Raw genomic sequence first — 7,272 nt, 5'->3', positions numbered from 1 at the left:
GTAACTGTTCACCCAGATGGCATTGACAGGAAAAAGTGAGACGATCATCCCTTGATCCACTGTTGCCCCTTGCCTGATCCCGCCAGCTTGGCACCATCACGTCATGAGCAAACCCATTACGCCACCACCCGGCCTGCCGCTGACCCTCGAGCAAGCCAACGAGCTGATTTACAAGCTGATGGCGCGCATCGCCGAGCTTGAAGACCGCCTCAACCAAAACAGCAATAACTCCTCCAAGCCCCCCTCCACTGATGGCTCGGGGACCCCGCCTGCGCGCAAGCGCCCCGCTTCCGGCAAGGCTCGTGGTGCCCAGCCTGGCCACAAGGGGCAGCGGCGTGAACGTCATCCTGAGGACGACCGACTGACGGCAATACCACACTATCCTGCCCGGCAGTGCGCCTGCTGTGGTGAGCAGGTGGTGTCCCATGACAAGCCCTACCGGGTTCATCAGGTGTTTGACCTGCCCGAGGTCAGCTATGTGGTGACAGAGCATCAGCTGTATCGGGGCACCTGCCGTGGGTGCGTCACCACCAGTGAAGCAGCCCTGCCCGATACGGTGAGCCACAGCCAGATGGGGGCTAATCTGCTGAGCTATATCGCTTTGCAGAGTGGTCAGTTCCACCAGAGCATCAGCAAGATACAGCAGCAGCTCAAGCAGCACTTCGGTTTGAGCTTTAGCCGAGGCGCCATCAGTGAAGCGCAAGGCCGGGTCAGCGCCATGCTCACCCCGACCCACCAAGCCATCAAACAGCAAGTGCAGTCTGCCGCCATCATCCATGCCGATGAAACCCGGCACCAGCGGGGCGGTGAGCGACGCTGGATGTGGCTGGCCCTGAGCAAGGTCGCGGTCTGCTTCATGACGGCGTTTGGCCGCGGTCAGGAGGCAGCGAAGCGGTTGCTGGGCAGTGAGCTTGATGGGGTGCTGGTGACCGACCAGTATGCGGGATACCGCTTCATCGACAGCGCCCAGCGCCAACTGTGCTGGGCGCATGTGCTGCGCAACGTGGCGGCGATTGCCGAGAGTAGCGACGCCGTCAACCAGCCTATCGGAGCCCGGCTGGTACTGCTGGCTGACACGGTGTTCAGAACCCGGCATGGCTATGAACAAGGCTGCTTAAGCCGGGAGCAGTACCAGCGAAGGTTGCAGCGATGTCGGCAAAGCTGGCGAAGGCAGCTGGAGCGGGGCAGTGTACTGTGTTCCAAGCGCTACCGTGGGCGCTGCCAGTTACTGCTCAAGGACGATGAGATGCTATGGCGTTTTATGGAAAACGACGAGATAGCGCTGACCAACAATGAAGCGGAGCGGGCGCTGCGTGGCTATGTGCTGTGGCGCAAGGGAAGCTATGGCGTCTGGTCGCATCGAGGCGAGCAGTTCAGGCAGCGTATCCTATCGTTGGTGGAGACGGCCAAGCGATTGGGCCGCTGCCCGCAGGAGTGGCTGAGGGCAGTTGTCAGGTCCTGCATCGAGAAAACCGACTACCCGTTCCCGGAGGAGTTGGTGCTGTCAACACCGTCCCGGTGAACGGTTACATCGCATCGGCCAGGTGCAGTACCTGGTGGACGGGCTGGAGGCCATCGGCGTGGTGTGCCAGCAGGCAGGGGGCCATGCGGCCTTCGTGGATGCGGGCAAGCTGCTGCCCCACATCCCGGCGGATCAGTTCCCGGCCCACGCCCTGGCCTGCGAGCTCTACAAGGTCGCCGGCATCCGCGCGGTGGAGATAGGTTCCCTGCTGCTGGGGCGCGACCCCGCCACCGGCAAGCAGCACCCCTGCCCGGCGGAGCTGCTGCGCCTGACCATCCCCCGTGCCACCTATACCCAGACCCACATGGACTTTGTCATCGAGGCCTTCGGCGAGGTGAAGAAGAACGCCCACCGGGTGAAGGGGCTGGACTTCATTTACGAGCCGGCCGTGCTGCGTCACTTCACCGCCAGACTGAAAGAGGTCGAGCATAACGACCCGTCAGCCGGCAAGACGCAGAAAAAATTGATAGAAGCATAACGAGTCAGGGGCACAGATTTTTCTGTGCCCTTTTTTTTCACTGCTCTGTGAAAGATTTGGAGTGACACACATGACATCAACACCGTCCGTCATCGGAGGGGCCTGCATCATTGCCAGCGTCTGTGTCGGTGCCGGCATGCTGGGGCTGCCGAGCGCGGGAGCCGGGGCCTGGACCAGCTGGTCAACCCTCGCCATCATTCTCACCATGGTCATCATGACGGTTTCAGGCTGGATGCTGCTGGAAGCCCTGAAACCCTACGCATTGACTGCCTCCTTCAACTCGGTGACCAAGGATCTGCTCGGTCGCAGGATCAATCTCTTCAACAACCTCACCGTCTATTTCGTGGGCGGCATTTTGCTCTATGCCTATATCACCTCGTCGGGTCTCATCCTGGGCGGCCTGCTGGGCATCAATAGCCAGCTGGCCTCGGTGTTGTTTGTGCTGGTGTTCTCCTGGTTTGTCTGGCATTCGACCCGGGCGGTGGACAGGATTTCGGTCGTCCTGATCGTTTTTATGGTGCTGAGCTTCGTGTTCGGGGTCTCCGGGCTTGCCAGCAAGGTCGACACCGCCAAGCTGTTCAACTCCTTTGCCGAGGAGCTGGGCCGCGCCCCTTACGCCCTGGCCATGTTGCCGGTGGCGCTCACCTCGTTTGGCTACCACCACTCGGTGGCATCGATGCGCGCCTACTACGGCGAGGAGCAGAAAGCCAGGCAGGCGATCCTGGGGGGGACCCTGATCGCCCTGGCGCTCTATCTGCTGTGGCTGCTCAGCATCTTCGGCAACCTGCCTCGTCCCGCCTTCGGCCCCGTCATCGCCAAGGGGGGCGACGTGGATGTGCTGCTCGGGGCGCTGGCCTCGGTGATCTAGTCCAGGCAGGTCTCCCAGGCCATCAACCTCTTCTCCATGGCGGCCATCCTCTCCTCCTTCATCGGGGTGGGGCTCGGGGTGTTCGACTATCTGGCGGATCTGTTCCGGTTCGACAACAGCCGCGCCGGTCGCACCAAGTCCTGGGCGGTGACCTTCCTGCCCCCCCTGGCGCTCTCCCTGATGTTCCCGTTCGGCTTCGTGGTGGCCATCGGCTATGCCGGGGCCGCGGCGACCGTCTGGGCCTGCATCATCCCGGCCCTGCTGGCGAAGAAGTCCCGGGAGCTGGCCCCGGACGAGGCGGGGTTCAAGGCTCCCGGCGGCCAGCCCATGGTGGTGGCCGTCATCGTCTTCGGGGTGCTTACCGCCATCTTCCACCTGATGGCCATGGCGGGTCTGCTGCCCGTCTACACCGGCTGACCCTGGTGTGCTGAACCTGGCCCCATCCCGAGCATATTCCACGGATGGGGCGCAGGATCCGGCCCGTTTCCCCCCATTTTCCCTCCGGATTTGATACCCGAAGGCATGCAGGGTAAAGTCCCCCGGCGCCAGCAGTGGCGAACGCAGGAGAAGCACGGCGGTGTGCCGTGACCAGTCGACAATCCGTTTGGGGGAGTAATGGAACAGAAACCATCGTTGGTGGGCGGGGCATGCATCATTGCCGGCGTCTGTGTGGGGGCCGGCATGCTGGGGCTGCCGAGTGCGGGGGCGGGCGCCTGGACCCTCTGGTCCATGCTCGCGGTGGCACTGACCATGGTGGTGATGACGGTCTCCGGCTGGATGCTGCTGGAGTCCTATCGGGGCTATCCTCTGCGCGTCTCCTTCGATACCGTGACCCGGGATCTGCTGGGGGAGAAGGTCAACGCCCTCAACAATCTCAGCGTTTATTTCGTCGGCGGCATCCTGCTCTATGCCTACATCACCTCGGCCGGTCTCATCATTGACGGCATGACGGGGATGGGCAGCCAGTGGGCGTCCGTGCTCTTTACCCTGGCCTTCTCCCTGCTGGTGTGGCACTCCACCCGGGCGGTGGACCGCATCTCGGTGTTGCTGGTGATCCTGATGGGGCTGAGCTTTGCCTTCGGCATCTCGGGCCTGTCGATGAACGTGCGCCTCGATCTGCTGCTCGACCGGGTGGGCAGCGAAGTGAGCTACGCCCCCTATGCCCTGGTGATGCTGCCGGTGGCGCTCACCTCGTTCGGCTACCACCATTCGGTCTCCTCCATGCGCGCCTACTACGGTGAAGAGCGTCGCGCCAGCCGCGCCATTCTGGGGGGCACCCTGATCGCGCTCGCGTTTTACCTCATCTGGCTGGTGAGCGTCTTTGGCAACCTGCCCCGCAGCGAGTTCGGCCCGGTGATCGCAGAGGGGGGCAACGTGGATGCCCTGCTCAAGGCTCTCGGTTCGGTGATCGAGTCCAAGGCGGTGGCCAGCGCCCTCAACGCCTTCTCCATGGCGGCCATCCTCTCCTCCTTCATCGGGGTGGGGCTCGGGGTGTTCGACTACCTGGCGGATCTGTTCAAGTTCGACAATAGCCGGGGTGGCCGCGCCAAGTCCTGGGCGGTGACCTTCCTGCCGCCCCTGGTGCTCTCCTTGCTGTTCCCGTTCGGCTTCCTGGTGGCCATCGGCTATGCGGGCGCCGTAGCGACCCTGTGGACCTGCATCATCCCGCCCCTGCTGGCCTGGAAGGTGCGGGCGGCCCGGCGCGAAGACGGTGGCGAGGGCTTCCGCGCCCCCGGCGGCCTCTTCATGATCGTCCTGGTGATCCTGTTCGGCGTGCTGACCGCCGCCTTCCACCTGCTCAACATGGTGGACCTGCTGCCCGCCTACAAGGGCTGAGCCGTTACCCGGGTCGCAGTGCCAGCACACAATGACAAAGAAGGAGCCTCATGGGCTCCTTCTTGCTTGTCACACAGGCAATATTGGCGTCGGTTACTGAATGCCGACCGACAGGGAGTGGGGGACCTTGGCGCCTTTACGGGCGGTGGCGCGCATCTGGTAGACCTGGATCAGGTACTTGCCCGACTTGGGCAGGGTGCCTTGCCATTTTGTGTCCACGTTGCCGCCGCCCAGTGCCTCGGCCTGACCCGGGATGGCGCCCGGTGCGAAGACGTTGAAGTTGGCATTGGTGCTGCCGGTGATGGCGACCGTCATGGTCTGGCCTTCTTTGGCGCCCAGGGTGTAGTTGATGGTGTCATAACCGGAGAAGGTGCCGTCAACCTTGGCGCTGTGCGCGCCTTTGGCGAAGTGCACCGGCACCGTGGTCACCTTGTCTGCCGCCTGAACCGAGGCCGCCATCATCATGGCCAGCAAGGCGGCCGTTACTGCTTTTTTCATTATGTATTGCTCCTGTGATCGGGCCCTGGCACGGGCCTCGAGGGGAAGATATGCCTGAACGATGACGCGACTCCATCGAAATGATGGGGCGGTCGGAGCGGGGGATGTTGCAAGATTTGGGGTATGCACAGACGGACATGGTGCCTTTTGGCCACAAGCCAGATGAACACAAGGTCGATGGGGTTTTATATGGCGAGTTCCCTGATACAGGGGGCGTTTTTGTCAACGTGGTGTTGACGAACAGGGTGCCCGCTGCGGCCATGAGTCTGCGACAGAATTGATCGCCCCGGGTCTCCTGCATGGTCAGGGCGCGGGAGGGCTTGCGGAAAAAGAGGACGTTAAGGTTGGCTGGTGCCCTCAGCCGCCATGGCCTGCTGCTCATAGCGCGCCACCGTGCCGTCCTGCTTCATTTGCCGGATCACGCCGGCAAGGGGGGCCAGCAGATCCTGATGCCGTTCGTGCAGATAGACGTAAGAATCGGCCAGCTCCATCACCCCGGCGGAGTAGATGCCGGCATAGCCCGGGTCCTGGCGCGTCAGGGCGGCCAGGGCCTGGCTGGCAATCAGGGTCTGCTCCACATAGAGGTCACTGCGCCCCTTGAGCAGCTTGCCCATCCCCTGCTCGGCGGTGGCGATGGCAAAGAGCCGGTCCGGTGCCACCACCTTGCCCAGCATCATCTCCGGCAGCTTGGCGCCACGGCGAAACTCGACCCGATAACCGGTGCCCTGCAGGCTGTGCCACCCCTGCAACTGGATCCCGGGCTGGTGGGCATAGGCTTGATAGGAGACGGCGAAATGGGGCTCGGGCACGCGCTGGAGGGTGCGGGTCTGCTGCTGGTAGCTGGCGGCGCGGTGGATCTCGCCATCGACCTGTCCCTGCTCTGCCAGCAGGGGGGCCCGTCCCCCGGGGTAGCCCTGGTACTGGAAGTCATAGCCCAGGCGGGCGAACGCATCCCGATAGATGAGATCGAGCCAGCGACCATAGGGGGACTCCCTGGTTTCAAGGGAGCTCACCAGTGTGATGTTGCCCCTGCCTTGCGCCCCCCATACCTGGAAGGCCAGCAGCAAGAGCAGTGAAAGAGCGAAGAAGCGGTATCCTGAAACCTGCGCCATGGTGTCCCTGTCAGAGCGGTGGTTGCAAAGGGTGACAGTCCCATCCTAGCCCAGGGGGTTGCCCGGTCCAGCGCTTTCTGCCGTCCGCCCGTGGACATCCTCCAGGCCGCCTCCCGTCCCGCCTTGCCCGAATGAACGCCAACCAAGGGAGATGGCCAGCGCCGCTCACAGGCTGGCGAAATCCACTTCGGGCAGGGTTTCGAAGCCGGGGCGGGCAAACAGATAGCCCTGCATCAGGCTGACGCCCATCTCCCGCAGGCAGGCCATCTCGTCGCGGGTCTCGACCCCTTCCGCCAGCGGGGTGATCTGCAACTCCGTAAACAGCGCCAGACAGTGGCGAACGATGGCCTGACGGATCGGGTCCTGGTCGATGCCGCGCAGCAGGTGCATGTCGAGTTTGATGATGTCGGGGCGAAAATCGGCCAGCAGACTCAGGCCCGAGTAACCGGCGCCAAAGTCGTCGATCGCCGTCTTGAAGCCAAGGGCCTGATAGTGATCCACGATGCCGCGAATATGGCGGTTGTCCTGCACCTGTTCCACCTCGGTGAACTCGAACATGATCTGCTCGATGGGAAAGAGATGCTCGCGGGCCGCCTGCAGGGTGGTGCGGATGCAGCGCTCCGGGCGATAGACCGCATTGGGCAGAAAGTTGATGCTCAGCATGCCCCGCATATCGAGCCGGGCGGCCAGCGCGATGGCCTTGATCCGGCACAGCTGGTCGAAGCGGTAGCGATTGCCGTCGTTGACCCGGGCAATCACGCTCTGCGCCGGCTCGTTGTTGAGCCCCCGCACCAGGGCCTCATAGCCGAAGAGGGTGCGCTGGCTGCAATCGACGATGGGCTGGAAGGCCATGGTGAAATCGAAGTCGAGATCCACCTGCTCATGACACTGCTGGCAGAGGGGGGAGGACGGGGCGGCAGGTATGTCCATGACGTTCCTTTCAAGGCGTGGGGTCGCG

5 protein-coding genes and 2 pseudogenes are annotated in these 7,272 nt (G+C 63.2%); 4 read left to right on the top strand and 3 right to left on the bottom strand.

Going from position 1 to position 7,272, the window contains the following annotated elements; all coding sequences use genetic code 11:
* The first annotated feature begins 103 nt into the window (after nucleotides 1–103).
* From AB5Y64_RS16520 to AB5Y64_RS16505, 4 genes and pseudogenes are all read left to right on the top strand, one after another.
* Nucleotides 104–1,522, top strand: a complete 1,419-nt coding sequence (locus AB5Y64_RS16520; RefSeq protein WP_004576012.1) for an IS66-like element ISAs21 family transposase — start codon at nucleotides 104–106, stop codon at nucleotides 1,520–1,522.
* Nucleotides 1,521–2,000 (top strand): annotated as a pseudogene (locus AB5Y64_RS16515) (beta-eliminating lyase-related protein); the annotation flags it as partial. The gene AB5Y64_RS16520 and the pseudogene AB5Y64_RS16515, both read left to right, overlap by 2 nt.
* Before the next feature lie 70 nt (nucleotides 2,001–2,070).
* Nucleotides 2,071–3,285 (top strand): annotated as a pseudogene (locus AB5Y64_RS16510) (aromatic amino acid transporter).
* 198 nt (nucleotides 3,286–3,483) lie between these two features.
* Nucleotides 3,484–4,704 (top strand): aromatic amino acid transporter, encoded by a 1,221-nt coding sequence (locus AB5Y64_RS16505; protein ID WP_039041010.1) that lies wholly within the window; start codon nucleotides 3,484–3,486, stop codon nucleotides 4,702–4,704.
* Nucleotides 4,705–4,797: 93 nt separating this feature from the next.
* Here the strand turns inward: AB5Y64_RS16505 and AB5Y64_RS16500 are convergent, their stop codons facing one another.
* From AB5Y64_RS16500 to AB5Y64_RS16490, 3 genes are all read right to left on the bottom strand, one after another.
* Nucleotides 4,798–5,202 (bottom strand): hypothetical protein, encoded by a 405-nt coding sequence (locus tag AB5Y64_RS16500; protein ID WP_010672394.1) that lies wholly within the window; start codon nucleotides 5,200–5,202, stop codon nucleotides 4,798–4,800.
* A gap of 338 nt (nucleotides 5,203–5,540) precedes the next feature.
* Nucleotides 5,541–6,314 carry a hypothetical protein gene (locus AB5Y64_RS16495; protein WP_219596321.1) on the bottom strand — a complete coding sequence of 258 codons (774 nt, stop codon included), beginning with the start codon at nucleotides 6,312–6,314 and terminating at the stop codon, nucleotides 5,541–5,543.
* 165 nt (nucleotides 6,315–6,479) lie between these two features.
* The gene (locus tag AB5Y64_RS16490) at nucleotides 6,480–7,244 is read right to left on the bottom strand and encodes an EAL domain-containing protein (protein ID WP_039041013.1); all 765 of its coding nucleotides are present in this window, start codon (nucleotides 7,242–7,244) and stop codon (nucleotides 6,480–6,482) included.
* Between the last annotated feature and the right edge of the window lie 28 nt (nucleotides 7,245–7,272).

Origin of the sequence: Aeromonas sp. R5-1, assembly GCF_040908265.1 — a bacterium.
In the GTDB taxonomy this organism is placed as follows: Bacteria; Pseudomonadota; Gammaproteobacteria; order Enterobacterales; family Aeromonadaceae; genus Aeromonas; species Aeromonas caviae.
Note: the sequence above shows the minus strand (reverse complement) of the source record. Positions and strands in the feature narration are given on the sequence as shown.